This is a genomic window from Kitasatospora sp. NPDC002551 (genome assembly GCF_040296005.1).
Lineage (GTDB): Bacteria > Actinomycetota > Actinomycetes > Streptomycetales > Streptomycetaceae > Kitasatospora.
The window spans coordinates 22660-48009 of sequence record NZ_JBEOWI010000030.1 but is presented as its reverse complement, the minus strand read 5'-3'; the positions used below and the strand labels follow the sequence as shown (position 1 = coordinate 48009).

The window sequence follows — 25350 nt, the reverse complement described above, 5'->3', positions numbered from 1 at the left end:
TGGTGGTCGACACCTTCGGCCCGGCCCGCCCGAGGGGCTACCCCCCTGCGATCGCGAGGGGATGCCGGGCTGCCCACAGAGTCACGGCACCGCGGCTGCGGGCGGGGAACAGACCGATGGTGAGGCGTCCGTTGCGCGCTCACCAGAGGATCAGGCCGTCTACGGCCTCACCCGCTGTCTCGACCCCGCCACGCCGCGCCAGGTCATGAGCCGGCTGGAGCGCACCCGCGTCGTCGCTCTCGCGCTGCGCTGTGCCGCGCCGGCCCGGCCTGCCCGGCGCGAAGTGCGCCGAAGCCACCGGGGTGCCGTCGGACCGGACCTGCGCCGGACAGGAGTGCGGGTAGGCCTTCTCCCGAGCCGCGGCTCTGGTGGCTCTCCCGGTCCCGGCTCGCAGGCCGCCACCGCGGCGGCGGACGAACCGGAGGGCGCCGCAGTGCCGCCCCGCAGCTGTGTTCGCCTGAAGGCGGCAACGCGGTGCCGCTGTTTCCCGCCAGGTCGGCACGGGCCATGACCCGGGCCTCCGCGCACCGCACCCCAGGGCCCTGGGGGCCGTTGCGCCGTACTCGCCGGCAGTGCGGACGGGGCGGTTCCCTGCGTCTGTGGGCGCGCCGGTGTCAACCCGGGGTCGGGCGGGTTCACGCGCGAGGGTGGCTACACAGCTGGGTCGTATGGGAACGACCATTCCCAGGCCCTGTCAGATCTCCCTGAGAGTCGCCCGGACCGGTTATCGACCACATCGGTTCGCACACCGATTGAACAAGGGGTGGGGTGCGCCGAGTGCCCTCCGCCCCTGTACCGACGCGATGAGAGGAACCCCCTGATGCCCAAGACGTTTCCGATCAAGGAGCCGTTCTCCGGGAGCACGGTCCCGGAGGGCTGGAAGTTCTCCGGGGCCGCCGCCCTCGTCGAGGGGTGGCTGCGGCTGGTGCCGGACAAGACGTTCCAGACCGGAACGGTGCTGCTGGACCGGGCGTTCTCCAGCAAGCTCGGCATCCGGGTGGAGTTCGACCTGGCCGCCTACCACGACACCGGCAGCGAGCCGCCCGGCGACGGGATCTCGTTCTTCCTCATCGACGGTGCGAAGACCACGGGCCCCGGCGGTCCCGGCGGCGCGTTGGGCTACGCGTTCTACGAGAAGGGCACCAAGCCCGGGGTGACGGCCGGGTACCTGGGGATCGGCGTCGACCAGTTCGGGTCGTTCTCCAACCCCGTCGAGGCCGGCACCGGCGGGCCCGGGCAGAAGCCGAACAGCATGGTCGTCCGCGGCTCGGGCGACGGCAACAACGGCTTCGACTACCTGACGGGTGCCGACCTTCCCCACGACCTGTCGCTGACCAGGCAAGCGCCGGCGCGCGTGCACCTGACCATCCTCGACGGGAAGGTGACCGCCGGATTCCGCCCGCCGGGCGGCGTCCAGAAGCTGATCGCGGACTTCCAGATCCCGCACGGCACCGGGCAGGAACCGCTGCCCGACACCCTCAAGCTCGGCCTGTCCGCCGCGACCGGCGGATCCACCAGCAACTACGTGGTCCGCAACCTCGTGATCAGCCTGCCGCTGGCGTCCTCGCAGAAGCTCCGCAGCACCGCCTACCAGGACGGCGGGAAGTACGCCTACCCGTACGAGTTCACACTCACCGCAGGCCAGGCCGACGTCCGGCGCTGGAGCTTCTCCTTCGACGTCCCCCAGGGCGCCACCGTCAAGAAGGACTCCGGCGCCTGGTACACCGTCGTCCAGGACGGCAGCAACGGCGTCGTCGAGATCTCCTCCCCGGACGACGAGTCCCACGTCGTCTTCGCGAACAAGTCCCTGTCCATCGACATCACGGTGGACTACCCGGACAAGAACGACACCCACAACACCGTCGCCAACCTCCTCGCGCAGCAGAACGAGTAACACCCGCAAGCCCGCAGCCAGACGGGCCGACGGCCGGTCCACCGTGAGGTGGAGCGGCCGGCCCCACCCCCAGCACCACCACTCCGCGCAGCCCGGCAAGGCATCGCACAGCCCGACCGGAGCCGCTGCGGCCACAGCGGTACGCGAGGCGTGTCCCCGAAGCCGGTCGCCGGAATCCGGACCGCGGCTGGCCCGCCTGCCGAAGCCGCCGCGCTCCGCAGGCGCCCCCGCCCCGCCCGTCCGCACCACCTGACATATCGACACCCTCATCGGGAAGGACGCAACAGTCCTCATGGTCACCCTGCCCTCCGGGAAGACGCTGCAGCCCGGCTACATCGCCACGTTCGCCGGCACCGGGAAACCCGACGGCGACCTCGGCGACGGCCAGCGCGCCGACCTCGCCAGCCTGTCTTCGCCCACCGCACTGGCGCTGCGCCGTAGCGACGGTGCTCTGTTCATCGCCGACACGGGGCACCGCCGTGTGCGGAAGATCGATGCTTCGGGCAGCATCACCACCGTCGTCGGCACTGGGAAGCCGGGGTCCGACGGTGACGGTCCGGATGCCACCAAGGCCCGCCTGTACGAACCGCGAGGCCTGGCTCTGGGCCCTGACGAGAGTCTGTTCATCGCCGACACCGTGGCGCACGGTGTACGCAGGGTCACGTCGGACGGTGCCATCTCCACCATCGTGGGCACGTTGGGGGATGGGAACAGCGGGGACGGAGGCCCGGCCGGCAAGGCCCGGCTCCGCGAACCGACCGGGCTCGCGGCCGATGCCGCGGGAAACCTGTACATCGCGGACAGCGGAAACCACGTGGTCCGCAGGATCGGTCCCGACGGCAACATCACCAGGTACGCGGGCAACCCCGATTCCACCAAGCCGGTCACCGATGGAGCCCAGGCCCTCGACGTCTCCTTCAAGGGCGTGAAGCTGACCGCGCTGACCTTGGACGACGGCGGGAACCTGTACATCACCGGTAATCAGGGCAACAACAACGCTGGGAGGACATGGCGGGTCGACCTGCGAGGCATCATCACCGAGGTACGCGGCCTCGGCTTCCGACGGACGGTCTGCATCGGCGGCGACGGCGCGTACTATGCTGGCCTCAACGAAGGCCTGTACGTGCTGCCTCCGGGCTGGCAGAAAACGGTACCCGTCGTCGGGTCACGCAGCACCGCAGGGACCGACGCCGACCCCGGGCCTGCTCCCACGGCCCGGATCTGGCTGAGCTTCTTCTCCGGCCTGGTCGTCACGTCCGGCGGGGATCTGTACATGGCCGACACCAAGAATCACCGGGTGCGCGTGCTAGGGCAGGCCAGGGCCGCCGCGACGGCGGTGGTGCGGGTGTCGGATGCCGCGGCCGTTCCCGACGTCGTGCCGGTCGGGGAGAGCCGGCAGGTGGACTTCACTTGGAAGGTCACCCACACCGGGCTCAGGACGCCGGAACGCGAGACCGTCGTTCTGGCGCTGCCCGCGGGCGCCACGGTCAAGAGTTTCGACCCGAAGGCCGCCGGCAATCTGCTGGTGTCGGCGACCACGGACACGGTCACCTGGCAGTACAGCCACGACTGCCCCAAGGAGGCGTCGTACCGGGTCTCGGCTCTGCTGCCCGCCGTCCCCACGGCCGGCAGCACGCTGGCGGCCCAGGTGACCGTCGACAACGACACCCCCGGACCCGACTGGCAGCCGGGCCGCGCCTCCCGTGCCATCACCGTCACCGCGCTCGGCGACGGGGCGCTGAGCGTATCGGGCACGGACGCGCAGCCGCCGGCCGTGCCTGCCGACGGCACCACGCACCAGGCCGTGTTCTCGTGGAACGTCGAACGCGCGGGCAGCGGGTCACTGAACGGCGTGAAGGTGAGCGCCCTGCTGCCGGCCGGAGTGCAGGCGAGTGCCTGCACCCCGCAGCCCGACGACCTGGCGGCGAATCCGCTGACCTGGTCGCTGACGGGCACCGGTGTCTCGCAGCACTTCGCCCTCACCGCCGGTGTCGCCCTGGCGGCCGACGCCGGCGAAGCCCGGGTCCAGGTCACGGCGGCGTCCCCGTCCGGACAGAGCGCGTGGGCGCCCGTCGTGCTGGAGGCCGATCAGCCGGGCGCCCTGACGGTCACGGACCGGCAGGCGCTTCCCGCCTCCGTCGCGGCCGGGGCCACGACGAAGAACGTCCACCTGTCGTGGAGCGTGCGGCGCGCGGGCACCGTGCCGCTGGACGGGGTGAAAGTGAGCGCGCTGCTGCCGGCCGGGGTGCGGGCGAGCGCCTGCACGCCGGCGCCGGACAGCCTGACGGCCAACCCGCTGACCTGGTCCCTGACCGGCACGGACACCTCCCGGGACTTCGACCTCACCGCCGACCTCACCCCCGGCACCGACGCCGACGAGGCCCGGGTGCGGGTGACGGCCACCCCCCGCCGCGGGGACAGCGCGGCGGGCGACGTCGTGGTCAAGGCAGTGGCCTCCGGCGGAGTGGCCCTCACCCAGGCGGGCGTGTCGCCCGCCGCGGTGGAGGGCGGCAAGGCCGACCAGCGCGTGCTGTTCTCCTGGGACGTGGACGCCGCCGCCGGTGCCGCTTCGGTGCAGGGGGTGAAGGTGAGCGCGCAGCTTCCCCTGGGGGTGAAGGCGGTCGCGTGCACACCGGCGCCGGACAGCCTGACGGCCCGCCCGCTGACCTGGACCCTGGGCACCACCGGCGTCTCGCAGCGCTTCGCCCTGGTCGCCGACGTCACCCTCGCGGCCGGATCCTCCGCCACGCTCCAGCTCACCGCGGCCACCCCCTCCGGCAAGACGGCCAACGGGAGCGTCACCGTGTCCGCTTCGCCGGTGTCCACGCCGGTGGCGGGCGCGGTGGATGTGACACGTGCGGCGGTCTCGCCGACCTCGGTGAAAGCGGGATCGACGACCGTCGGGGCGCAGTTCTCCTGGGACGTGCAGCGGGCAGGCGGCGGCTCCCTGCAGGGGGTGACGGTCAGCGCCCAGCTGCCCGTGCAGGCGAAGCGGGTCTCCTTCACCCCGCCCGGGGCCACGGTCGACGGCCAGAGCGTCACGTGGAAGCTGACCGGCACCGATACGGTGCAGCGCTTCACGCTGACCGCCGACGTCACCCCCGGCGACCATGACGAGTCGTGCGCCGTGCAGGTGAACGCCCGGTCCGCCGACGGGGCGACATCGGATGCCACGGACATCGCCCTCGACGTCCTCCCGAAGGAGGCGCCGCCGGCCGGGGCCGTGACGGTGTCCGGAACGGGAACACTTCCACCGTCGGTGGAGGCGGGCTCGACGACCACCGGGGTGCTGTTCTCCTGGGACGTGCAACGGGCCGGCGGCGGGTCGCTCAGGAATGTGACGGTCAGCGCCCAGCTGCCCGTGCAGGCGAAGCGGGTCTCCTTCACCCCGCCCGGGGCCACGGTCGACGGCCAGAGCGTCACGTGGAAGCTGACCGGCACCGACGCGGTGCAGCGCTTCACGCTGACCGCCGACGTCACCCCCGGCGACAACGACACCTCGTGCGCCGTGCGGGTGGAGGTCCGGCCCCCAGGCGGCGGCACCGTCGGCAAGGACATCACGCTGCCGGTCACCGCGAAGGAGAAGCCGCCGGCCGGGGCCGTCACGATTTCCGGGGAAGGGGCAACGCCGTCCCCGGTCCCGGGAGGTGAGACGACCGCGGGGGTGGTGTTCTCCTGGCAGGTGCAGCGTGCCGGCGGCGGGTCGCTCAACGACGTGACGGTCAGCGCCCTGCTGCCGGCGCAGGCGAAGCGGGTCTCGTTCACCCCGCCCGGGGCCACGGTCGACGGCCAGAGCCTCGTCTGGAAGCTGACCGGCACCGACGCGGTGCAGCGCTTCACGCTGACCGCCGACGTCACGCCCGGCGACCATGACGAGTCGTGCGCCGTGCGGGTGGAGGCCCGACCCCCGGCCGGCGGCGGCACCGTCGGCAAGGACGTCACGCTGCCGGTCACGCCCAAGGGCCCGGCGAGGCTGGCGGTGCTGGCGATCCCCTCGTGGAAGGTGTTCCCGGCGCAGGCCGGCAAGGGCGGGCACGTCGCGTTCGCATGGAAGATCACCAACCGGGGGCAGGGGACCGCGCAGGGGGTGAAGGCCACCGTCACCCTGCCCGTGGGGCTGACCCCCGCCGGGGAGTACCTGGACACCGCGGGGGTGTGGGACAAGGACAAGCGCACCCTGACGTCGAACCAGGCGGGCACCCTCAAGCCGGGGGCGTACTGGTGGATCACGGTGGTCGCCCGCGTCGACCAGGACGCGCCGGGCGGGGATCTGGAGGTGCCCGCCGTGGTGTCCGCGACGGGTCTGGCCGCGACGCCGGCCACGACGGCGCGGGTGACGGTCAAGGACAAGGCGCTGGTGTGGACCGTCGCCCCCGACGACATCAAGGCCGCCTTTCTGAGCCTGGGCGCGCTCACCCACCCCGACGACCCCAAGCTCGGCCTGGTCGGCGGCATCGGCGGCGGCCCCGTCGGCGGCATCGTCCCCGGTATCGGCATCACCAGCCTCGTCACGAGCCTGCTGTCCGTGTTCGGGATCGTCTCCGGCCTCTTCGTGTCGATCTTCTCCTTCCTCGGCATCCTCTCGTTCTGGGGCGGTTTCGGCGGCTTCGGATCCGGGCCCGACGGGCCCGACGGACCCGACGGGCCCGAGCCCGACCAGCCGGAGAACGAGGACCCGGACGACGACGAGAAGAAGAACAAGATCACGCATCTGTGGTTCACCAGGACCACCCTGTCGCCGGCCAGGCCCGCCCCCGGGCAGAGCGTCACGCTGACGTGGGAGCTGTCCAACCGCGGAGGAGAGGACGCCACCTCGGTGGCCGTCCAGCTCCGTCTGCCCGACACCCTGGAGCTGACCGACGTCACGGGCGACGGCACCTGGTCGCGCGACGCCGCCTTCGCCTACGGGTCGCTGGGCACCCTCACGAAGGGCGCCAAGGCCACGATCACCGCCAGCGCCAAGGTCCGTGACGGCGCCGCCGACACCAAGAGCGCCACCGCCTGGGCCACCGGCGGCCACGCCACACCGGCCTTCGCCTCGACCCAGGTTCCCGTCCAGGCGTCCAGCGCCCTGCTGCTGTCGCCCGGCCAGACCCACCCCCAGCCCGCCCGGCCCGGACAGGACGTCACCTTCACCTGGCCCCTGCGCGCCGCCCCGGGCCACACCGCCGAGAACACCAAGGTCACCCTCACCCTGCCGGCCTCCGGCCTCGACAACCCCCGGATCACCGTCGACGGCGAGGACGTGCCCGCCACCGCCCCCACCCACACCTTCGACCACGAGCTGACCGACGCCGACGCCCCCGTCCAAATCGTCCTGACCGGGAAGATCCCCGACGGGCACACCCAGGACCTTACGGCGGCCGTCACCGCTACCGCCGACGGGCTGAAGACCCCGGTCACCGACACCGCGAAGGCCGTGATCAAGGCGAAGGGCACCGGCCTGCGCGCCACCGGGACCCTGCTGCCCTCCCCGGTCACCGCCGGCCTCGGCGCCACCTACGCCTGGGCCCTCACCAACGACGGCACCACCGACGTGACGGGCCTGAGCCTCACCGCCCAGCTGCCCGCCACCGCCGTGGCCAACGTCCGCCCGGCCCGCGGCGGCAAGGCCACCGGACCCGGGACCGTCACCTGGGACAAGAGCGCCATCAACAGCGGCGGCACCCTGAAGACCGGCGCCACCTGGATCGCCTCCGTCGACGTCGACATCACACCCGACGCCACTGGCACCCTGCCCGCCGCGACGGCCACAGCCACCGGCGACAACAACGCGAAGGACACCACCAACCCGGTCTCCGCCGCGATCACCACCCTCACCCGCCTCGCCCTGGCCGCCTCCGCTTCCCCCCTGAAGGTCAAGGCCGGCGAAACCGTCACCTTCATCTTCTCCATCACCGCGACCGGCCCCTCCACCCACGGCGGCGCCACCTTGACCATCAAGCCGACCGCCGGCCTGACCCCCACCCAGGTCACCGTCAACGGCGCCCGCCAGGACACCGCCCTCACCGGCGCAACGATCACCGTCCCGCTCCCGGCCACCCCCCGCAATCCCGACACCGCCGTGACCGTGGCCCTCACCGCCACCGCCGCCGCTGGCCCCCAGAGCGCCACCGCCACCCTCACCACCGGCACCCAGCAGGACACCGTGCCCACCGCCAAAGCCGGCGTCCAGGCCGGAGCCGACACCGCCCCGACCTCCCTGACACCCCGCCCGGCCGGCGTTCGGCACATCACCGCCGGCGCCTCCAGCGACCTCACCTGGACCGCCGTCAACGGCACCCAGACCACCGACACCGACGCCACCTTCACCCTGACCACGCCCCGCCAGCTCACCGTGCAGCAGGTGACGGTCAACGGCCACCCCGCCGACCTGAAGCGCAACGGCACCACCGTCACCGCGGCCCTGGGCAAACTGCCCGCCCACACCGATGTCCCCCTCACCGCCACCGTCCACGCCGCCGCCGACGCCACCGGCAGCGGCGACGTCGCCGCCGTCCTCACCGTTCCCCCGGGCGACAGCGCGAAGGCCACCACCGTGGTGCGCTTCACCTCCTCCACCATCCTCAAGGCCCAGGCCCAGCACTGGCCCGACCCGCCCACGCCCGGGCAGGAGGTCTTCTGGCAGTGGACCGTCGCCAACGACGGCACCTCCACCAGCCCCGAACGCTCCCTGACCGCCACCGCCTCCACCGACCTCACCGTCAAGGAAGCCGGCCCCAACGCCACGACCGACGGCCGCACCATCACCTGGCGCTCCCTGCCCGCCCTGCCGCCCGGTTCCGCCTGGACCCTCACCGCGCTCGCCACCCTGGCTGCCGGCGCCACCACTGCCGAACCCGCCATCACCCTCGACCTGTGACCCCGGCCTGCGCCTGCCCGGCCCACGATCCCGCCGGGCAAGCCCACCGCCGCGCGCACCCCGCCCCGCCCGCCCACCGCGCGGACGACCGTTCCCACCTGCCGGCAACCCTGCCGGCCGCCGCCCCGGCCACCCCGCGCCCACACCGAAGGAGACCTCCCGGCCATGACCACCGACCAGGCCGAACGCCCTTCCCCCGGCCTCACCCGGGCCACCCCAGTGCCCCGGCCCCCGCGCGACTCCCCCCGTCAGCGCCGGCGACGCTGGGCCCTCGGCTCCACCGCGACTGTCCTCGCCGCAGCCGCCCTGGCCTACCCCCTCCTCACAGGCCAGCCCGCCATCGCCGTCAAATGGCCCTACCCCTCCGGCGTGCCGTCGGTGCCCTGCGAGTCGTACATCGCGACCAACGCCGACTTCCACGACATCGTCTACGGCTTCGACTACCAGACCGACGACGCAGGCCGCCCCGTACACGCAGTCAACGCGAGCCCCCTGCGCTACGTCGGGAGCAGCTTTGACCGCACCGGTTGCTCCGGGACCGTCGGCAGATTCACCGGAGAACTCGACGGCACGCCCGTCGGCGGCCCGAACCCATCCGAGAGCTGGGACGGCGGCCATCTGGTCGGCGCCGCAGTACAAGGGGTCGACACCCGCTACAACATGGTCCCCCAGCTCCGCAAAACACTGAACCGCAGACCCGGCGTCTGGTTCCAGTTCGAGACCCTCGCACGGACCTGCCTGCAGGACGGCGCCACGATCCCACCCGATGGATACGACATCACCGTGAACTACCCCCCGGCGAACGCCCCCGGCACCACCCAGAACTCGGTCTTCCCCGAGAGCTTCACCGTCCACCTGCGCATCGACCACGCAGGCACCCAGACCGTCCTCGACAAGACCATCCCCTGGTACCCAGACGACAGCGAGAAGGCCGCACTCTACGCGGCGTACAACAAGACGTCCGAGGACGCCAAGTGCACCTACCGCTACGAGCCGAAGAACTGACCCCGGGCAGGGAGAAGCCCAGGCCTCGGGCCGGGAGACAGTCCGCCAGGCAGAGTCTCCACCGCGAGGCGGGTGTCTCCCCGGCCGGCAGAGCCGTCGGCCGGCTTCCGCGCCGCCAACGCGGCAGGTAGCCCGACAGGACGTCCGGCGCCAAGGTCGCCGGCATGCTCGGCAACGTTGCCGACGAACTCGAAGTCTGAGCCACAGCCCGACCACACGGGTGCGGCTGGCCGCGCACAGGGTGCCGACGCCAGCCGCGCTCGTCGCCCTCGGCTGGCGTCGGCGCGGGGTCAGGGTGCTGGAAGGCGGGAGACGTTGTGGGGCAGCCGGTCACTGTTGTCTGCCTCGCGCAGCCGGTCGGCCAGGACCGCGCCGGCGAGGGCGAGATGGGTGGCCCGGTCCTTCAGCGCGGAGTTCTCCTGCGTCAGGTCGTGGATCCGTTCCTTGAGCGTGGTCACCTCGTTGCGCAGCCGGGTCTCGGTCTCGGGGATTTGGGGCGTCTCGGTGCGGACGCGGTCGTAGAACTCGTTCTTCAGGTCGGCGTGCCGTTTGAGCAGGGCCATGCGGTGGACACCGGCTTCGGCGGCGAGGGAGACGACGGTCAGGGCTCCGTCGCTGGTGGTGGCCTGGCCGGTCAGGAGGCGGTCGATCGCGGCGCGGATGCGGGTGCGTTCGTCCTGGTGCTGCTGGTTCATGTCAGGTCCTCGGCGTGCTGGGCAGTGGTGTGGTGGGTGGCGGCGAGGTTGCGCAGGCGTTCGGCGTTGAGGGCCAGGCGTCGGCCGATGGGGCCGGGCGCGCAGGCCGCGAGGGTGACGAGTTCATCCGCCCGCTGGTGCAGGCCGGTGGCGTGGGTGTCGGTGCGCACGGCGTTGCCGCAGCCCGGCTGGCAGGCGAACTGGTTCGGTGTGACGGCGTCCGGTTCGGGGTCGCAGAGCGCGGTGTCGCGTTTGAAGACGCAGATGAGGTGGGCGTCGGGGTTGTCGAACAGGACCAGGCCGTCGCGGGCCAGGAAGGCGGCGGCCTTTTTGGGGTACTTCGCGGTGATGGTGCGTCCCTCGAAGCGGGGCGCGGTCGCTGCCGCGGTCAGGGCGCGGCGGGCGGCGGGGCCGGAGATCTTCTCCCCGGCGGCCATGCGGTCCTTGAGGCGGGCGGCGGTGTCGGCGGCGGCCCGTGCGGTCTCGATGTCCAGGGTGCTGGAACCACTCGACGACGACGGCGCGGTGCGTGCGCCGCGCAGCTGGGGGACGGTGTACGACGCGTCGTTGCTGCGGCGCACCAGCCTGCTGCTGGCGGAGCCGGGCAACGAGGCGATCGCGGTTCCGGGTGACGTGCAGCGCCTGGTGGACGCCGTGTACGCGGACGACTTCGGCGAGGGGCTGGAGGCGGCGGCGCGGCGTGAACTGGAGCGGATGGATGCCGAGCGGATGGCCTCGGCTGCGGCTGAGGGCCAGCTGGCCGAGTGGACAACGGTGTGTGCGCCGTTCGATGTGCGCGGCGACCTGTCCGTGCTCAGTGAGCGCCCGGTGGCCGAGGAACTGCTGACGACGCGCCTGGGCGCGGACAGCGGCCGTGCGGTGTGTGTCTACGTCCATGCGGGCGGGGAGCCGACGCTCGACGCCGACGGCAAGATCCCGCTGCCGGGCCGCGGCGGCGAGGTGCTGCGGCGTGAGGACATCGAGCGGATCGTGCGGCACACGGTGCCGGTTCCGGGCCGGTGGCTGCAGGGGAGAGACGCCGAGCATGAGGTGCCGCGGTCGTGGAGGAAGCGGCCGGTGCTGGCCGACCTGGTGCTGCTGCCGATGCGCCAGGACGGGCAGGGCCGGTGGCGGTGCCGGCTGGGCGGCAGGGAGCTGGAAATATCCGAAGTAGGACTTTCCGAGATCTAGCCACCTCGTGTGCGCACGTGTCGCTAGGTTGGGTGGAGCAGGGGCCCGGGGTCGTCGAACGGCCCTTCGGGGCATGGGTGTTGCCCGATCCTGGAGCCTGGGCAGCCGGCCGAGTACCAGCGGATGCTCCTCGACGGGAACACCCCGGCACCGTAAACCAGTTGAGCCGCGCCGCTGCCGCACGCAAGGACGAGAGGTCTGCGCGCCGAGGCCGCGCGAGAGGCAGGCCCGGCACTCCGTCCACCGCGAGGATGGGAAGGCGCCCGACCCTCGCGTGGGGCGGGGCCGGGCACCGGTTGGCGTCAGGTGCGGTTCAGACGCCGCTCAGGAGCGGCGGTCCCTGCGTCGGGTGCGGCGGAGCGCGGCGGCTCCGGCCCCCAGCGAGAGCGCCCCGGCGAGCAGGAGCGCCGGCGTCATGCTTCCGGTCTCGGCGAGTTGGTCGCCTCCGCCGCCGGGTCGCGGGGTGGGTGCGGGGTGGTGGCTCGGGCCTCCGGTGGGGGAGGGGGCGCCGGTGCCGCCGTGGCTCGCGGTGTGGGTGGGATTGGACGTGGACGTGGCGGTCGTGGTGGTGGCGGCGGTCGGAGATGGGGTCGGTGAGGGGCTGGTGGTGGCGGTCGGGGACGGCGAGGGCGATGGTGAGGGTGAGGGTGAGGGTGAGGGTGAGGGGCTGGTGGTGGCGGTCGGGGAGGGGGAAGGAGTGGCGCAGATGTGCTCCTCGATGCGGACCTCGCCGTCGCCGCTGCGCGCTCCGGTGGTGAAGGCCGCACCGGCGGGACCGAGGCTGGAGCCTCCGCCGCCCCCGCCGGCGTCGAGCGTGCTGCCCGTGGAGGAGCCGCCGGCTCCGCCGCCGTGAGCCCCGCCGCCGCCTCCACCGCCGGTTCCCATGTGGATGTCGCCGACGTTGACGGCCGCGTCGCCGCCGCGGACGCCGGCGGCGGCGCCGCCCGGAGAGCCGTCGTGGTCGGAGCCGGCGGTGGCGGTTCCGCCCGCGCCTCCCGCGCCGCCGTGGCCACCGGACTTGCCGCCCTTGCCGGCCTGGGCCGCCCCGGTGTCCGCGCCGTCGGTCCCGTCCTGTCCGCCGTCACCGCCGCGTCCGGTCCCGTTGTCGCTGAAGCTGCCGGCGCCGCCGCCTGCGCCGCCGGCGATGACCAGGGCGGTTCCGGCGGCCGTCACGGTGGTGGCACCACCGCCCCCGGCGCCGATGGCGCCATTGCCGGGGCGGTGCTCGGCGGTCGCGGACCCTCCTTGCCCGCCACCGCCGTAGCCGCCGTGGGCCACGCTGTCGGGAACGAGGAGGTCACCGCCGCTCCCCGCCTGGCCCACGTCGACGGTGAGGACGTCACCGGCGTGGACCTGGAGCGTCGCCCGGACCTCACCGCCCTTGCCGCCGGGCGAGCCGTAGACGGCGCTTCCGCCCGCGGCTCCGAACGCGTCCACCGCGATCTCGCAGACGCCCGCGGGAACGACGTACTGTTCGGGCGCGCCCGTGTAGGCGAAGGTGCGGGTCCCCGCGGCGGCCGCGGTGTACTGGGGGGAGCCGACGAGCAGGGCCGCCAGCGCGGCGGAGGTCGCGAGGCCGGCCTGTACGTAGTGAGCATTTCTCATACGAACCGTCTATGTGATCCGCGATTTCCGCCACAGGCACCACGCGGCGGCGTCCGGGTGAACCACGGAGCCGGCGCCTGCGGGCACCGGCCCTGCGGTCAGCCGGCCGTCCGCACGCGGGCCAGCCGGGCACCGGCGGCGGTGAGCCAGTGTGCAGCCCGTTCGCGGGCGTCGGCCGGGTCGCCGGACAGCTCCGTGAGGTCAGGGCGCCGGGGCCGGTGGCCTCGCCGGCCACGACCCGGGCGGGGGTACCGGCCCGCTGCGCGTGGGCGAGGACCTCGCCAACCGCCTTGCCGAGCAGGCTGGTGGCGTCGAAGCGACCCGCGCCGGTGATCACCAGGCCGGCCCCGGCGACGGCTTCGTCGAGGTCGGTCAGCTCGGCCACCGCCGCCGCGCCGGGGACCGCCTGGGCGGCCCAGGCGGCCACCAGGCCGTAGGCGGTGCCGCCGGCTGGACCCTCGGCACCGCCGGCGGAGGCCTGCGCGACCACTGGCCCTGGGGCTGGACCGCATTAGCGCCTATGCTCCGTCCGGCCCGTGCGTGCAGGGAGCGGCCTGCTACCTCGGCATCTGCCGCACGCTTCACGTCCGGCCCCGTACCGGGCAGACTGCCCTCTTCGGCGTGGTGAAGCCAACGGTAGCTGCCGTAGGAGGCGGTGGTAGCCGGTGGCGTCCCCGACCAGCGACTCCAGGTGAACGGAGTGCACCACCGCCAGCTCGTCCTCGGTGGGGTCCATGGTGTGCCGCATGGAACCGGACCGGCCGGGCAGGCGGCTGGCCAGGGGACGTACGGGCGGAGCGTCACCGGCAACGTGAGCGCCACCGCGCCGCGCTGGCCGTCGCCTGCGCCACCCGGGCCGGGGCGGTCCCGGTGCGCATCGCTCGCCCGCCGGAGCCTGAACCCGCCCGTGGTGCCGCGTGAGGCCGCCGACCGTCCGTACGTTCCGGAGCGGGTAGCCTCGCATCAGACGAGAGAGGGAGTGACGCCATGAGTCAGCCCGTGCACGACGGAGTCGAGCTGATCCCCCGGCCCGAGCAGAGTCCGGCCGCGCTGAAGGCCGCGCTGGCCGTCGTCGCCGCGGACCGTCTCCCCGAGATGATCGACGGGCAGACGAAGGCGATGGCCGAGGCCATCACGGCCGGGAGCGTCCAGCCGATCCGCTCGTTCGTGGCGCACTGGGCCGCCGTCGTGGAGATCGAGCGGCACCCCACCACCGCCCAGGCCTGGCACCGGGCGAACTACCTCGCCAACCACGCCGGCACCGTCCAGGAGTGCCGCGAGCACGCCACCACCGTCGCCGAGCTCTACCGCGCCGCCTACGCGGCGGTGAACGCGTGACCTGGAGCTGGGAGTACCTCCCCAGCGAGCAGCACGTCACCGCCGGCGCCCCGGCCGACTTCCTCGCCGCCGTCGAACAGCGGGCCGCCGAACTCGTCCGCGCCGCCGAAGCCCTCTACCTGGACGGCACCTCCTACCAGGGCAGCGGCGAGCCGATGCGCTACCTCGACGTCGCCGGCGGCCTGCTCGCCTACTACGTCGTTCCCCGCCTGGAGCTCGTCGTCGTCTGCCAGGTCACGCCCCCGCCCACGACCTGACCCCCTGGTCCAGGCGCCGGATCGTGGCCGCAGTGCGGGAGGAGCTCGCCGCCGTCGGCCAGCTGCCCGGTAGCCTGAGTGTGTCCGCCGTGCTCGGGTGGCCAGCTGCGGCACCGCCTGCGTGCCGAGGGCGGCAGCGCCCTGGTGGCCGACCCGGTCGGCTGGCTGCTCGCCAAAGGCCTGCCGCAGCAGCCGGCTGCAACCACCCGGTGTGCGACGACGGGATCCGCCTGGACATCCGCGCCGCCCGCGTGAACTGCGAGCAGCAACTTGCCGACCGCCGTACCGCCCACCAGGTCCTGGTCCGCGAAGCCGTCCGCCAAAAGCCGACGCCGCCCAGCGGCGTGCCGCAGTCGACGCCCACCTGCACCAGCACGCGATGCTGCGCGCCGAGGGAGTTCGCCGGGCCGAGCGGCGGGCGCGGGCCGAGGCTGCGGAGGCGGCGCGCCGCGCGTTGCCGTGTGAGGACTGCGGCACCGAGCGAGCGGGTGGGCTGTGCGGGTCGTGCAGGGCCCTGCGTTCCGTCCTCCGAGGTCAGTGAAGAGTATGTCCGCGTTCTCGAGGTCAGGGTGGTGCGCCACTCGGGGACGGCGCTGTCGATGATCTCCTGGAGACCGGCGAGCATGAGTTCGGTCATGGGGAGACTCCTTTCCGGCGGTGCACGATCCCGCCCGGAGGCCGGACGGGCACTTCCGGGGGATCGGGCTTCCATTGCACGCCCGCCGTCCCGCCGCCGGTAGCCCGGCGGAGGGTCCGGAACGTTGAACGTCGGCGGGCGTTGCGCTGCCCGACCTGTCCTGTCTGCCCCATCTGTCGCACCGGCCGCATGCGCGCACTGGGCGCCACCCCAGCCACGGCGAGGCTCCCCGGAGGAGCGGTCGGGCTGTCGGACGGTCCGACCGCTTCGCAGGGGAGCCTTGGACGTTCCCCGGAGGTGCCGTCAGGTAAGGGTGATGGGTTCGTACCGTGCCTGGAAGAAGCGCAGGTGGCGCGGCTCGTAGGTGAAGCGCAGGCCGTGGGCGATGGCGCGGCGTTCGCGGTGCAGGCCGATGGCGGCGTCGGCGACGGCGTCGAGGTGGGCGCGGGTGTAGACGCGGCGGGGGACGGCGAGGCGGACGAGTTCCAGGGCGGGGGCGCGGTTCTCGCCGGTCTCGGGGTCGCGTCCGGCGGAGACGATGCCGCGTTCGACGCCGCGGATGCCCGCGTGGAGGTATAGCTCGGCGAGCAGGGTCTGGGCGGGGAAGAGGCGTTGGGGGATGTGGGCGAGGATGGTGGCGGCGTCCAGGCAGACGCAGTGCCCGCCGATGGGGCGGACCACGGGGACTCCGGCGTCGATGAGGCGCTGGCCGAGGTAAGCGACCTGGGCGATGCGGGCGCGGATGCTGTCCTCCTGGACGGATTCGGCGATGCCCTGGGCGATGGCCTCCATGTCGCGGCCGGCCATGCCGCCGTAGGTGTGCATGCCCTCGTAGAGGACGACCAGGCCGCGTGCCTGCTCGGCGAGGTCGGGGTCGCGCAGGCCGAGCCAGCCGCCGATGTTGGCGAAGCTGTCCTTCTTCGCGGACATGGTGGCGCCGTCGGTCAGGTCGCACATCGCGTGCAGGATGTCGGCGATGCTGCGCTGCCCCCACCCGGGTTCCCGCTGTTGGACGAAGTAGGCGTTCTCCACGGCGCGGGCTGCGTCCAGGACGACCATGATGCCGTGGCGAGCGGTGAGTTCGCGGACGCGGGCGAGGCAGTCCATGCTGACGGGCTGGCCGCCGGCCATGTTCACCGGCGCCCCGACGCACACGTACGGGATGGTGTCGGCGCCGACCTCGCCGATCAGCTTCTCCAGCTTGGCCAGGTCGACGTCGCCCTTGAAGGGGCTCTCGTCGGCGGGGTTGTGGGCCTCGTCGACGATGACGTCGTGGAAGGTGCCGCCATTGAGCTCCTGGTGGGCGCGGGTGGTGGTGAAGTACATGTTGCCCGGGATGTGGTGGCCGGGGCGGATGAGGAGGCGGGAGAGGAGGTTCTCCGCGCCGCGGCCCTGGTGGACGGGGATGACGTGCTCGTAGCCGTAGTGGGCGCGCACCGCGTCCCGCAGTCGGTAGAAGCTGGTGGCGCCGCAGTAGGACTCGTCTCCGCGCATCATGGCGGACCACTGCAGGTCGGACATGGCGTTGGTGCCGGAGTCGGTGAACAGGTCGATGTAGACGTCCTCGGCCCGTAGCAGGCACGGGTTGTACCCGGCCGCGCGCAGGGCGCTCTCGCGTTCCTCGCGGGTGGTGGTGCGCAGCGGCTCGACCATCTTGATCCGCCAGGGCTCCGCCGGGTATACGGCCGTCATGGGTACCTCCTGCTGGGGAGTTGGGTCGGGGTCGGCGGTGTGGTGTGCGGTTGGCCGTGGCTACTTGATGGCGGTGACGATGCCGTGCGGCGTCCAGGAGGCAGCGGTGGTGCGGGTGATGGTGGCCGGGTCGAATCCGGCCTCGGCCAGCCACTGCTCGTACTGGCGCCAGGGGTAGATCATGCCGCCGCGGGCGGGCAGGGAGGCGAAGTAGACGCTGTCCAGGGCGGCCATGAGCGGGCCGTCGCCCCGGTCGTCGGAGAAGGAGTTGAAGATGACCACCTGGCCGCCCTCGGGCAGGGCCTTGTGGGCCTGCTGGAGCAGGGCGAGGTTCTCGTGGGGTTCCCAGATGACCAGTTGGTGGGCGAACAGCACGCAGTCCGCCGCCGGGAAGGGCTCCTGGAACATATCGCCCTCGCGTACGGTGATCCGGTCGGCGAGCCCGCTCTCCTCGATTCGCCGGCGTGTAAGGGGCGCGGTGGCGGGGATCTCCAGGATGGTGATCCGCAGGTGGGGGTGGGCGCGGGCGAGCGCGATGGAGTTCACCGCGTCGCCGCCGCCCACGTCGAGCACCGTCTCGGCTTGTGCGAAGCCCTCATGTGCCAGCAGGAGGGGGTTGGACAGTTCCGACCAGGCGCGCATGTAGCGGTAGAAGACGCGTTCGAGCTCCGGGTTCTCGGCGAACCGGTGGTACAGGTCACGGCCGGTACCGCGGATCCGGCGCAGCCCGATGTTGGTGTTGTGTCGCAGCGACTCGGTGAAGTCGGCCTGCGCCTCGTAGACGATGTGCGCCTCGAAGGCCACCACGTTGGCGAAGCGTGGCCACTGGCCGTCGGCGAAGAGCCCCTCGACGGCGGGGGCGTTGCGGTAGCGGCCGTCGTCGTCGCGGACGGTCAGGCCGAGCGCGGTCGTACCGAGCAGCAGGATGTCGGTGGCGCGTGCGGCGAGCGACAGTTCGTGGCCCACGTCCTCCCCGGTGCGGCCCGGGCGGTCGCGCAGCAGGTCGAACAGGCCGAGTTCGCACCCCGCGTTGAGGTACTGGAAGGCGGCGTGCCCGAAGAGCACCGGTGTCAGGTCCTCCAGGGCCATGGCCGGCGCCGGGTTCGTGGTCACGGGTGAGTCCTTCGGGAGTGGCGGCGGACGGTTGGGGCAGGGGTCAGGGCCGGATCCTGCGTGCGACGAGCGCACCGGTGGTGGGCGCCCCGTCCAGGGCGAGCACGCGCTCCGTCACCAGGCCCTGATCCCGTAGCCAGGCGGTGTACTCGCCCGCGGTGTAGTTGCGGCCCCAGGTCTCCACCAGCATGTTCAGGCTCATCAGGGCGGCCGGGACGGGGCCGCGCTTGTCGTCGTCGACGAACGACTCGCAGATGATCAGTTTGCCGTTCTCCGGAAGTGCCTCGGCGCAGGCGGCAAGGATCTTCCGGGCGTCCGTCTCGCCCCAGTCGTGCAGGATGTTCGAGAGCAGCACGGCGTCGTGACCCTTCGGGAGGGGTGTGGTGAAGAAGTCGCCGCCGACGAGGTCGATCTGCTTCTCCAGGCCGGCCGCGGCGATGCGGGGGCGGGTGAGTTCGCAGACGAATGGCAGGTCGAAGACGGTGACCCGCAGGCTGGGGTGGTGGCGGCACAGTTCGACGGCGAAGGCGCCCCCGCCGCCGCCCACGTCCAGAACGCGCCGGATGGCGGTGAAGTCCTGGGACTCGGCGAGCCGGCGGGCGGTGAACGCGGACAGGGCGTGCATGCCCTCCCAGAAGTGCTCCAGCATCACCGGGTCGTCCGGCGCGAACAGCGATTCCTGGCGCACCGGGTCCCAGCTGACGGGGTGGTTGCCGCGCAGGGAGTCCGCCAGCTTGAGGTAGGCGGGGTACTCGTGCCGGTCCACGACCGTCACCCAGCCCCCGAAGTAGTACGGCTTGCCGCGCACCAGGAACTCCTCGGACATCTCCGAGTTGCGGTATGTTCCCGCGTCGTCGCGCCGCAGCAGTCCGAGTGCGGTGCAGGCGGTGAGCAGCAGCTCGGCGGGCCGTTCGTCGATGCCGTGCCGTGCGGCGAAGCGCGCCACGGTGGTCGTGGTGCCGGACAGTTCGGTGAACAGACCCAGCTCGGTGGCCAGGGCGAGCGCTTTGAACGCGTGCACCCCGAACGTGAGGTTCAGCAGGGGCAGTGGCACGGCCTGGGTACTCATGGGGGTCCTCCGGAGAGCGTCGGACACCGCACGTACGCGGGCGGAGGTGTCCGCACCGGCCTTCTCAATGTACTGCGCGGTGGCCTGCGTCGCGCGACCGCGCGAACACAGGGCGCAGGCGTCCGCGCCCTTGCCCGCCGGGACCGGCAAGGCCAGGATGGGCGGGCAGACGGCGTGCGCGGGCCTTCGGGATGGCGCGGTGGGGCGGCGGCTGCGGAGTTTTGGCGAGGCAGTGACCATGACCGGAAGCCGCCCACCCAACCACCGGCTGCGGGCCCTGCTCGACGAAGCGGCGCTGAGCGGGGAGGGCCTGGCCCGGGCCGTGAACCGGGCGGGCGTGGAATGCGGCCTCGTCCTGCGCTATGACCGGACCTCGGTGAGCCACTGGCTCGCCGGCTCCCTCCCCATGGAACCGGTGCCCGGGCTGCTCTGTGAGGTGCTCTCCCGGTGGCTGGGCCGCCCGGTGGCCCCCGAGCACGCCGGCCTTGCCCGGCCCGCCGCCCCGGTCCCGGAGGGCGGTGACCGCCCGGCCGCGGCCGACGTCCTGGCCTTCCTCGGCCGAGCGGAACCCCGTCGGCCCGTGCCGCCCTACACGCTGACGGGCCTGGTTCCGCTGCATCCTATGGCGGGGGACGCCGAGCCGCCCCGGGAACCGGCCTGATCCACGGCGGGCTGGGGAAGGACCAGCTGCAGACCGCCGACCACCTGTCGACGGCGTTCCACAGCGCGGAGGAGTCCTCCGGCGGACAGCTCGTCAGCACCGCGTTGACCTGCGTGCTCGGCACGGTGGTGACGACTGGCTGCGGCTGCCCGCCGCCCCGCGGCTACGCCGGCAGCTACTGGTCTCGGTCGCCCGGCTCAGCTGCCTGGCGGGCTTCACCGAGTTCGACGCCGGTTCCCACGGACGTGCCCAGGCCTACTACCGGACGGCCGGGGAGCTCGCCGACGAGGCCGCCGACCCGGCCCTGCGGGCGAGGGCCCTGCGCGCCCTGAGCGTTCAGGCCTTCTACCTCGGCCACCACAACCACGCGCGGGACCTGGCCGAGGCGGCCGGCCGCCATGCCCGGGGACTGCCGGCCCGGGAGGCCGCCTATCTCAAGGGCCAGCAGGCCGTGGCCGTCGCCGGGGCCGGCGAGCACCGCCATGCGATGTCCCACCTCGCCCGGACCCGCCGTCTGCTCGACCACGCGGAGCCCCCGCCGGCGAGGAGCGCTCTCGACGCCGGAATGGTGAGCGCCCAGCCCGTGCACGGTCACCACGACGGCCGCCAGCCCATCCCGCGCACCCAGGACGGCGTCGCCGAAGCCGTGCCCCCCGTGCAGCGGATGGAGTTCTACCGGGAGATGGGGGAGGCCGACGACACGACGATCGGCGGGGTGTTGAAGCGCTGGTGGCTTCGCGCCGAGCTGTACCGCGACCCGGAGGGCGACCGCATCCACGCCGTCGTCCAGGCCGGCACCTCCGCGTCCGCGGTCCTTCGCCGTCCCGGGGCCCAGTGAGCGACGGCAACGAATTCCCGGACGACGAAGACCCCGTTTCCTCCTGAGCCCGCTGGTTGCAGGGTGGCCTTCGAGCCGGGTCGTGCTGTGGGGAGGTGGCGTGTCAGAGGGGGATGACGCGGGTGAGGCGAACGACGTGGTTGTGGGGGTCGATGACGTATTCGACCAGGCCGCGTCCGTGGGGGATCGGAAGCCGGCGCCAATCGCCGGCGCTGTCGCGGGCAGTGCTCTCCGGCAGCCACGGGTTCTCGGCGATCGCGACAGTGAGGGCGACGATCACGGAGAACAGGTCGACGGGCAGGCTGGGGTCGGACAGGGTGTCCTGGACGGCTTCGGACGGCAGGACCGGCCACAGGTCGTCCGGTTCTCCGTTACTCACCCGGCAGGTCCCCGCCCCGTTCGCGGCGCAGCCGTAGGACGTCGGCCATGGTGGTGGTGGGCAGGGTGCCGTTGCGGGCGGCGGCGATGGTGCGGTCCTGGGCGGGGTCGGTGTCCATCTCCGCTTCGCACCACCAGCGGTTCAGAACCTGTTCGGCCTGGTCGATGGGTGCTTGGCCGAGTTCGCGGTAGAACTCCATGCGGCGGCCGCCCTGCAGCGCGGCGGCGATGCCGTCGGGGGTGCGGGGCACACGGGGCTGCGGGGGCTGGTACACGGGTTGGACACTCATCGGGTTCCTCCTGCCTCTGCCTCTGCCTCTGGGACCACGGTATCCGGTGCCGGCCGGCCATTGGGCCGCGCCCGCGATGGCCATCCCCGGATCGGCTCCTCGCCGTAGCGGGTCCGCACCCTGCTGGGGTGCGGACCCGCGGCGTGTTCAGGAGCCGTCGCCCCGTACCAGCCGCAGCGCCGGCCGCGCGTTCTCCTGCGGCTGTTCGTCCGCAGGTCCGCGATGACCCGCCGGATCATGGCGCGCAGCTGCGCCTTGCGTTCGGCGTCGGCTTCCTCGTCGCCCTCGTAGGCGATCACGAAGCGGGCGCCGGTGGCTTCGTCTTCCCCGCTGTAAGTGCGGTACTGCGGCGTGAGGTCTGCTCTGTCCGGCACGGGGGCCTCCGGTGTTCGGGGGACCTCACCGTAGACGACCGGTCAGCGGTGGGGAAGGGCCGTGACGTCGGCGGGAAACGGGGGCCGCTGCTGCCGGACGGCCGCGTCCCGCCGACTGTCCGGGGTCAGAGGCGGAGGTGTGTGCGGCGGGCGGTGACGAGGGTGCGCCAGCGGTCGCGGACCTGGTCGGGGCCGTCGTACCAGCGGGCGGGGGAGGGGAACTGGAGCTCCTGGCCGGCCATGAAGGTCGCGATGTCGGTGTAGTAGGCGTAGTCGCGGCCGCGGGTCAGGTGGTCGAGGTCGCGGATCGCGATCGCGAGGGCGCTCTGGTTGTCGGGGTCGTCGAGGACGGCGTGGTGGAAGCAGATCGCGAGGGCGAGCGCGGCCTCGGCGGCGCGGACGCCGGAGGCGCGGACCTCCGCGCCGAGGACGTCGGCGCGCTCGGGGACGGTGTCGCCGGGGGTGCCGGCGTCGCGGACAAGGGCGGCGATGCGGGTGGTGAGGGTGGTGGCGCGCAGGTCGAGGCCGGCCAGGAGCTGTTCGGCGAGGTGGAGGTCGTCGTCGGCGGCCTGGGGGTCGGTGAAGGCGCGGACGAAGGCGAGCTGGGCCTGGGAGGTGGCTGCCTCGCCGGCGACACCGTGGTGTTCGGCGTCGGTGCGGGCGGCTTCGTAGGCGGCGGCGGCCTGGTCCATCTCGGCGTGGACCCACCACAGGTCGCCCAGGACGCGGTGCTGGCGGCCGGCCCAGCCGAGGTTCTGCGCGGCGGCGAGGGCGGTGGGGAAGTCGCCGTCGAGGCGGGCGAGGTGGGCCAGGCCCCGGCGGGCGGCGGGGGCGAGGCGGGTGGTGCCGGCGGCGACCTGCCGCATGCCCTGGCGGGAGGCGTCGGTGCGGCCGAGGTCGCGGTGGGCCTTGGCCCGGTAGTAGAGGGCGAGGTCGGTCAGGTCCGCGGGAAGCAGCCGGCTGTCGATGACGCGGGTGAGGCGGTCAGCGGTGTGGGTGCGGTGTTCGCGCTGGCGGGCGGCGAGCGTGCGCAGGGCCTCGACCAGGGCGTCGGCCGGAGTCTGCAGGACCGCGGTGCCGGCCGGCCCGTGCCCGGAGGCCTGCCCGGCGCCGGTGAAGGCGGCGGGTGCGGGTGGGGCGATCGGTTCCCACACGGAGTCGGAGATGTAGGCCCAGGCGGCATCGGCGAGCCAGCCGAGGCCGAGGCGGTGGTCGCGGGCGAGGACGAGGCCCTGGCGCAGGCAGCCGGTCAGCAGGGCCCGGCCGCCGGCGTCCCGCCCGGCGGTCCACTGGCCGCCGAGCGCGTCGAGGGCGCGGGCGGCGGCGTGCTGCCAGTCCTCCAGGGACCAGCGGTCGTCGGTGTGGTCGTCGGCGCGGCGGATCGTCGAGCGCACGACGGCGTGCAGGTGGTAGGGCCACAGCGCGGCCTCGTGCTCGCGGACGAAGGGCCGCTCGATCAGGCGCAGTGCGGCGGCCTGGCGGTCCAGGCCGGCGGCGGCCGTGGCGAGGGGGACGTCGAAGGCGTCCAGGAGGCTCGCGGCGCGCAGGACGTGGCGTTCGTCGGGGGTGAGGTCCTGGAGGGTGCGGGCGAGCAGGGCGGGGAAGTCGTGCTCGAAGTCGGCGGGTTCGGGGGTGCGGGTGCGGCGGATCTCCAGGAAGCGCAGCACGGCGAGGTCCAGGTAGAGGGGCAGGCCGTGGGAGCGGGCGGTGATGATCCGGCGCAGTTGGTCGTCGATGAGGGGCCGGCCGTCGGCGGTGAGGCGGCGGGTGAGGTAGTCCTCGCAGTCCTCGGGGCTGAAGTCGCCGATCAGGATCTGCCGGCTGACGGCCGTCCTGGCCTGGTTGCCCGGGCCGGCGGGTTCGGCTGTACCGGTGCCCGTCGGGTCGGCCGTCCCGGCGCGGTCGGCGCGGGCGGTGGGGATGTGGGCGGCGAGCTGTGGCCAGGCGGCGGGCCCGGTGAAGTCGAGCTGGCCCTGCAGTGCGGGATCGGCCCATTGGAGGCGGGAGCGGCCGGTGACGACGAACAGGGCGTTCGGCATCAGCCACACCACGCGCTGGATCAGGCGTTCCAGGTCGCGGTTGGTGCGGTCGCCGGTGTCCTCGAAGGTGTCGAGCAGCACGATGGGCACGACGGCCTTCTTCGCGGGAAGCCGGTCGATCTCGTAGGCGAGCAGGTGCGGGTAGTAGGAGAGCGCCTCCAGGTCCGGCTCGGCCTCCAGGAGGTCGGCCAGGCGGGGGCAGCCGGCCAGGGCGCGGGCGGTGGCGCGGCGCTCGCGCACCGCCCGGACGGCGGCGGTGGTGATCTGGCCGGCGGCGGATCCGATCGCGCCGGGCAGGCCCAGCTGCTGGGCGGCTTCCCCGAGGGCGGCCTGCAGCTGGCCGGGCAGGGCTCGTCCGGCGCGGCCGGCCAGGCCTGCGCGGCGCAGGTAGTCCTCCAGCGGCTCGCCGGGGTGGTTGTGCTCCCAGTAGCGGCCGAGCGCGAGGTCGAACGCGGGCAGCGGGCGGTCCAGGCCGGCCAGCGCTGTGCGCAGGGCGAGGACCAGGTGCTCGAAGTCGGTGCCGGCGGAGCGGGCGAGGTCGATGCGGATCGGCAGCAGCCGCGGTGCGGCTGGCCAGGTCGGCTCGCCCCACTGCGCGGGCCGGTCCTCGGAGGCGGCGAGCGCGGCCTCCAGCTTCCGCGACAGGGTGGTCTTGCCGATCCCGCCGACGCCGTGGAAGACCAGCACGTTGTGCCGGGGAGCCTCCAGGTCCTGGATGTCGAAGTCCGGGGCGCCGATCCGGGCCAGGTGCTCGGCGAGCGCGTCCGTCACCGTGCGCCACTGGGCCTCGCGGTTGGTGAACGCCTCGTCGGCGCCTACCCGCTCGTTCGAGCCGAACAGCGCCCGCAGGTTTCGCGCCACGTGTGCCCTCTCCCCCTGTGCCTGACCGGCCATCAACCTACGCCCTCGCCCGCCGACGGCGGTACCGGCCGCCCGGCCAGCCCAGCCGCCAGGGCGTTCTACCCGCCGGGCGGCCGGGCCGCTGGGCGCCCGGCCGCCCGGACGACCGGGCGCGGCACATGCGGCGGGCCCGGCGTGTGAGACTGGCGGCGACCGTGACGATCCGATCCGAGGTGGTGCCACCGTGCCCGACCCCCGTCCTGAGGACGGCCCCGCCGAGAACACCGGCCTGCCGGCCGGCTCCGGCCCGCAGGGGCCTGCTGGCGAGTGGGACCGGGCGGTGCGGGTCATCACCGCGGTGGTGGCCTGGTACAGCTCAGGCATCCGCGACCTGCGCCGCGCGGCGAGGGAAGGCGCCGACCCGGCGGCCCTGGACGTTCTGCTGGAGGCCCGGCAGCAGGCCATTGGCGATCTCCAGCGGCTGAAGGACGGCGTGGACGCCGGGGAGGCCGCCCGCCTGGCCGCCCACTACACCGCGGTCCTGGGGGAGCTGACCGGTGGGAGCTGACCGG

Annotated in this window: 19 protein-coding genes and 1 pseudogene; 9 read left to right on the top strand and 11 right to left on the bottom strand. The window is 73.3% G+C overall.

The annotated features are described in order from the left end of the window. Positions 1-820: 820 nt before the first annotated feature. The 3 genes from ABT093_RS24100 to ABT093_RS24090 all read left to right on the top strand — a co-directional run bounded on the left by ABT093_RS24100 (position 821) and on the right by ABT093_RS24090 (position 9761). On the top strand, positions 821-1894 hold the full coding sequence (locus ABT093_RS24100) for an L-type lectin family protein (RefSeq protein WP_350567757.1): 1074 nt from the start codon (positions 821-823) through the stop codon (positions 1892-1894). A 292-nt stretch (positions 1895-2186) separates the two neighbouring features. Next, a complete protein-coding gene (locus tag ABT093_RS24095) occupies positions 2187-8756 on the top strand; it encodes a hypothetical protein (RefSeq protein WP_350567755.1) in 6570 nt (2189 codons plus the stop codon). Positions 8757-8921: 165 nt separating this feature from the next. Further along, positions 8922-9761, top strand: coding sequence for a DNA/RNA non-specific endonuclease (locus ABT093_RS24090; RefSeq protein WP_350567753.1), 840 nt, complete (start codon positions 8922-8924; stop codon positions 9759-9761). A 290-nt stretch (positions 9762-10051) separates the two neighbouring features. Here the strand turns inward: ABT093_RS24090 and ABT093_RS24085 are convergent, their stop codons facing one another. Both ABT093_RS24085 and ABT093_RS24080 read right to left on the bottom strand, forming a co-directional pair. Next, positions 10052-10456, bottom strand: a complete 405-nt coding sequence (locus tag ABT093_RS24085; protein ID WP_350567751.1) for a hypothetical protein — start codon at positions 10454-10456, stop codon at positions 10052-10054. Continuing rightward, positions 10453-11037, bottom strand: a complete 585-nt coding sequence (locus ABT093_RS24080) for a hypothetical protein (protein WP_350567748.1) — start codon at positions 11035-11037, stop codon at positions 10453-10455. The genes ABT093_RS24085 and ABT093_RS24080 overlap by 4 nt, the downstream gene beginning before the upstream one ends. Here ABT093_RS24080 and ABT093_RS24075 point away from each other — a divergent pair. Then, entirely contained in the window at positions 11024-11647 is a 624-nt protein-coding gene (locus ABT093_RS24075) for a hypothetical protein (protein WP_350567746.1), read from the top strand. The two genes, ABT093_RS24080 and ABT093_RS24075, sit on opposite strands and share 14 nt — an antisense overlap. 324 nt (positions 11648-11971) lie before the next feature. Here ABT093_RS24075 and ABT093_RS24070 read toward each other — a convergent pair whose 3' ends face one another. Both ABT093_RS24070 and ABT093_RS24065 read right to left on the bottom strand, forming a co-directional pair. Beyond that, entirely contained in the window at positions 11972-13252 is a 1281-nt protein-coding gene (locus ABT093_RS24070) for an LPXTG cell wall anchor domain-containing protein (protein ID WP_350567744.1), read from the bottom strand. Positions 13253-13481: 229 nt separating this feature from the next. Next, a pseudogene (locus ABT093_RS24065) lies at positions 13482-13742 on the bottom strand (glycerate kinase); the annotation flags it as partial. A gap of 497 nt (positions 13743-14239) precedes the next feature. Here ABT093_RS24065 and ABT093_RS24060 point away from each other — a divergent pair. Further along, on the top strand, positions 14240-14590 hold the full coding sequence (locus ABT093_RS24060; protein WP_350567742.1) for a hypothetical protein: 351 nt from the start codon (positions 14240-14242) through the stop codon (positions 14588-14590). Continuing rightward, complete coding sequence (locus ABT093_RS24055) at positions 14587-14847, top strand: hypothetical protein (protein WP_350567739.1); 261 nt, start codon at positions 14587-14589, stop codon at positions 14845-14847. The genes ABT093_RS24060 and ABT093_RS24055 overlap by 4 nt, the downstream gene beginning before the upstream one ends. Positions 14848-15787: 940 nt before the next feature. On the opposite strand, the gene ABT093_RS24050 is transcribed toward ABT093_RS24055, so the two are convergent. The 3 genes from ABT093_RS24050 to ABT093_RS24040 are packed head-to-tail and all read right to left on the bottom strand — an operon-like array spanning position 15788 to position 19358. Further along, complete coding sequence (locus ABT093_RS24050; protein ID WP_350567736.1) at positions 15788-17176, bottom strand: tryptophanase; 1389 nt, start codon at positions 17174-17176, stop codon at positions 15788-15790. A 60-nt stretch (positions 17177-17236) separates the two neighbouring features. Beyond that, the gene (locus ABT093_RS24045; protein ID WP_350567734.1) at positions 17237-18289 is read right to left on the bottom strand and encodes a methyltransferase; all 1053 of its coding nucleotides are present in this window, start codon (positions 18287-18289) and stop codon (positions 17237-17239) included. A 43-nt stretch (positions 18290-18332) separates the two neighbouring features. Further along, positions 18333-19358, bottom strand: coding sequence for a methyltransferase (locus ABT093_RS24040; protein ID WP_350567732.1), 1026 nt, complete (start codon positions 19356-19358; stop codon positions 18333-18335). 238 nt (positions 19359-19596) lie between these two features. On the opposite strand from ABT093_RS24040, the gene ABT093_RS24035 reads away from it, so the two are divergent. Both ABT093_RS24035 and ABT093_RS41015 read left to right on the top strand, forming a co-directional pair. Then, a complete protein-coding gene (locus ABT093_RS24035) occupies positions 19597-20019 on the top strand; it encodes an NsdA family TPR-like regulatory protein (protein ID WP_350567729.1) in 423 nt (140 codons plus the stop codon). After that, the gene (locus ABT093_RS41015; protein ID WP_502884305.1) at positions 19976-20857 is read left to right on the top strand and encodes an NsdA family TPR-like regulatory protein; all 882 of its coding nucleotides are present in this window, start codon (positions 19976-19978) and stop codon (positions 20855-20857) included. The genes ABT093_RS24035 and ABT093_RS41015 overlap by 44 nt, the downstream gene beginning before the upstream one ends. 103 nt (positions 20858-20960) lie before the next feature. Here the strand turns inward: ABT093_RS41015 and ABT093_RS24020 are convergent, their stop codons facing one another. The 4 genes from ABT093_RS24020 to ABT093_RS24005 all read right to left on the bottom strand — a co-directional run bounded on the left by ABT093_RS24020 (position 20961) and on the right by ABT093_RS24005 (position 24799). Beyond that, positions 20961-21236 carry a hypothetical protein gene (locus ABT093_RS24020; RefSeq protein WP_350567722.1) on the bottom strand — a complete coding sequence of 92 codons (276 nt, stop codon included), beginning with the start codon at positions 21234-21236 and terminating at the stop codon, positions 20961-20963. Then, positions 21229-21525 carry a hypothetical protein gene (locus tag ABT093_RS24015; RefSeq protein ID WP_350567720.1) on the bottom strand — a complete coding sequence of 99 codons (297 nt, stop codon included), beginning with the start codon at positions 21523-21525 and terminating at the stop codon, positions 21229-21231. The genes ABT093_RS24020 and ABT093_RS24015 overlap by 8 nt, the downstream gene beginning before the upstream one ends. After that, a complete protein-coding gene (locus tag ABT093_RS24010; RefSeq protein WP_350567717.1) occupies positions 21522-21899 on the bottom strand; it encodes a hypothetical protein in 378 nt (125 codons plus the stop codon). The genes ABT093_RS24015 and ABT093_RS24010 overlap by 4 nt, the downstream gene beginning before the upstream one ends. 125 nt (positions 21900-22024) lie before the next feature. After that, a complete protein-coding gene (locus tag ABT093_RS24005) occupies positions 22025-24799 on the bottom strand; it encodes an ATP/GTP-binding protein (RefSeq protein ID WP_350567715.1) in 2775 nt (924 codons plus the stop codon). Positions 24800-25022: 223 nt separating this feature from the next. On the opposite strand from ABT093_RS24005, the gene ABT093_RS24000 reads away from it, so the two are divergent. After that, on the top strand, positions 25023-25346 hold the full coding sequence (locus ABT093_RS24000; RefSeq protein WP_350567713.1) for a hypothetical protein: 324 nt from the start codon (positions 25023-25025) through the stop codon (positions 25344-25346). Positions 25347-25350 lie beyond the last annotated feature (4 nt).

Coding starts and splice junctions, on each gene's coding strand:
- ABT093_RS24100 (WP_350567757.1), top strand. CDS start 821: ATGCCCAAGACGTTTCCGATCAAGGAGCCGTTCTCCGGGAGCACGGTC.
- ABT093_RS24095 (WP_350567755.1), top strand. CDS start 2,187: ATGGTCACCCTGCCCTCCGGGAAGACGCTGCAGCCCGGCTACATCGCC.
- ABT093_RS24090 (WP_350567753.1), top strand. CDS start 8,922: ATGACCACCGACCAGGCCGAACGCCCTTCCCCCGGCCTCACCCGGGCC.
- ABT093_RS24085 (WP_350567751.1), bottom strand. CDS start 10,456: ATGAACCAGCAGCACCAGGACGAACGCACCCGCATCCGCGCCGCGATC.
- ABT093_RS24070 (WP_350567744.1), bottom strand. CDS start 13,252: ATGAGAAATGCTCACTACGTACAGGCCGGCCTCGCGACCTCCGCCGCG.
- ABT093_RS24060 (WP_350567742.1), top strand. CDS start 14,240: ATGAGTCAGCCCGTGCACGACGGAGTCGAGCTGATCCCCCGGCCCGAG.
- ABT093_RS24050 (WP_350567736.1), bottom strand. CDS start 17,176: ATGACGGCCGTATACCCGGCGGAGCCCTGGCGGATCAAGATGGTCGAG.
- ABT093_RS24040 (WP_350567732.1), bottom strand. CDS start 19,358: ATGAGTACCCAGGCCGTGCCACTGCCCCTGCTGAACCTCACGTTCGGG.
- ABT093_RS24035 (WP_350567729.1), top strand. CDS start 19,597: ATGACCGGAAGCCGCCCACCCAACCACCGGCTGCGGGCCCTGCTCGAC.
- ABT093_RS24015 (WP_350567720.1), bottom strand. CDS start 21,525: ATGAGTGTCCAACCCGTGTACCAGCCCCCGCAGCCCCGTGTGCCCCGC.